A 1,178-nucleotide genomic window follows, 5' to 3' on the forward strand; every position below is an offset into this window, starting at 1 on the left:
GGCCCGCCGGGGACTGCGCGCCGGTCCACAGGAACCACGCGGAGTGCGCGCGGCGCGCCCGCATCCTCTCCAGGACCAGGTGCAGCAGGACCTCGCCGAGTCCGGTGCCGCGCATCTCCTCCAGCACGCCGATCGGGCCGAACCGCTCGTCCACCCCGTCGAACGCCCCGTGCATCGCCCAGCCGACCATGCGGTCCGAAGGGTCCCGGACGACGACGATCCGGTCGAGCGGCGTGCCCCCGGCCAGACACGCCCGGATCGTGCACGCCCAGTCCGGACCGAAGTGGCTCCCGGCGAGTGCGAAGAGATCCACCAGGTCGTCGTCGGACGGGGTGGCGAACCGGTACCCCTTCGCCGCCAGTTCCTCCACGCGGCGCGCGACCTCCTGCGGGAAGCGATAGCCCACCAGGCCGCGGTCCATCGCCGCAGCCTCGTACAGCGTGCGGAAGCCCAGCGACTCCAGGAGCCGGGCCGCTTCCGGGTACGCATCGGCGTCCAGGCCGGGCAGGACGTAGTTCGGGGTGTACGCGGAGAAGTCCACCCGGGTGCGGCCCTGGCCGTGCAGCCAGTCGAGGGCGTCGGCCAGCAGTCGGCGGCCGAGGCCCCGCCCGCGGGCGGCCGGGTCGACGAAGAAGAACGGGATCCAGCCCTGCTCCGGCTCCAGGTCGGTGCCGGCCATCGGTGTCAGACGGCGTACCGCGTAGGCCGCACCGACGACACGGTCGCCCTCGACGGCGACCCGGAATCCCTCCGGATCGAAGTTGGCGTCGAGCAGCACCAGGGAGCGGAAGCGGTCCGCAGTGATGGAGTCGGCCGGCGCACTGCGCCGCCACACCTCCACCACCTGCGGTCCGTCACCCGCGCGAAAGCCGCGGATGTCGGCTCGGGATGCCGTTGTGCGATGAGTCATCGGCGGGGTGGTCCTTCCATGCGCAGATCGGGGACGGAGTCGAACGACGCCCGCAGAGCTGCCGCGGCGGTGCGGTGGCAGGCCTCAGGGGTAGAGCAGCACGTCGTCGCCCGCCCAGCGGCCGGGCGGCGCCGGCGGATCGCACAGCGGCAAGGGGTCTTCGCCCGCGTCGACGGCACGCCGCAAGCGGTCGGACCCCCACAGCAGATCGTTGAAGGGACGCCGGTCGATCCCCTCCCCGCCGCTGTCAGCGGCGCGCCACGCGAAG

At 73.3% G+C, this 1,178-nt stretch carries 1 protein-coding gene and 1 pseudogene; both read right to left on the minus strand.

Annotated features, from left to right (window positions below; all coding sequences use genetic code 11):
* On the minus strand, positions 1-910 hold a 910-nt coding region (locus tag AB0B01_RS30845; RefSeq protein ID WP_361726296.1), incomplete at its 3' end, for a GNAT family N-acetyltransferase.
* Between the two features lie 84 nt (positions 911-994).
* Positions 995-1,178, minus strand: a pseudogene (locus AB0B01_RS30850) (DUF1343 domain-containing protein); the annotation flags it as partial.

The sequence above is a fragment of the Streptomyces sp. NPDC044571 genome (assembly GCF_040647115.1).
Taxonomy (GTDB): Bacteria; Actinomycetota; Actinomycetes; order Streptomycetales; family Streptomycetaceae; genus Streptomyces.